Consider the following 974-nt stretch of genomic DNA (forward strand, 5'->3'; position numbering starts at 1 on the left):
GCGCACCGGTGGGCGCGCGGCCCGGTCCGGGAGGCGGCTCGGGAGGCGCTCCCCGGACGCGGCGTGAGGAACCGGGCGAGCGGGGCAGGGGCGACTGGGACCGCAGGGTCGCAGAGGGGCTGGCCTTCCTGCGGCGTCGGATCACCGGGGAGTACGAGGTCGACGAGTTCGGCTACGACGCCGATCTCACCGGCCACGTGCTGATGTCGATGCTGCGGCCGGTGTACGAGAGGTACTTCCGGGTCGAGGTGCTCGGCGTCGAGAACATCCCGTCCGAGGGCGGCGCGCTGGTGGTCGCCAACCACTCCGGGACACTGCCGCTGGACGCGCTGATGCTCCAGGTCGCCGTGCACGACCACCACCCGGCCGAGCGGGCCCTGCGACTGCTGGCGGCCGACCTGGTCTTCATGCTGCCGGTCGTCAACGAGCTGGCCCGGAAGGCCGGGCACACCCTGGCGTGCGCGGAGGACGCCCAGCGGCTGCTGGAGCGGGGCGAGGTCGTCGGGGTGATGCCGGAGGGCTTCAAGGGGCTGGGGAAACCGTTCTCCGAGCGCTACAAGCTCCAGCGGTTCGGGCGCGGCGGCTTCGTTTCGACCGCGCTGCGGACCGGGGCGCCGATCGTGCCGTGCTCGATCGTCGGGGCGGAGGAGATCTACCCGATGGTGGGCGATCTCAGGACGCTGGCGCGGTTGCTGGGCATCCCGTACTTCCCGGTCACGCCCACCTTCCCCTGGCTGGGGCCACTGGGGATGGTGCCGCTGCCGACGAAGTGGACGATCCAGTTCGGTGAGCCGGTCCCGATGGACGACTACCCGCCGGAGGCGGTCGACGACCCGATGCTGATGTTCAACCTCACCGACCAGGTGCGCGAGACGATTCAGCACACCCTCTACCGGCTGCTGGTGAGGCGGCGTTCGGTGTTCTTCTGAGCGGGCGCTTCCGACGGTACGGGCTCCGGGCGGCCGGTGCTCTTC

Annotated in this window: 1 protein-coding gene; it reads left to right on the plus strand. The window is 71.3% G+C overall.

Annotated features, from left to right (window positions below):
- On the plus strand, positions 1 to 929 hold a 929-nt coding region (locus AC2CJA_RS26870; protein WP_484605238.1), incomplete at its 5' end, for a lysophospholipid acyltransferase family protein.
- Between the last annotated feature and the right edge of the window lie 45 nt (positions 930 to 974).

Source organism: Streptomyces sp. ATLC9, from assembly GCF_057196705.1.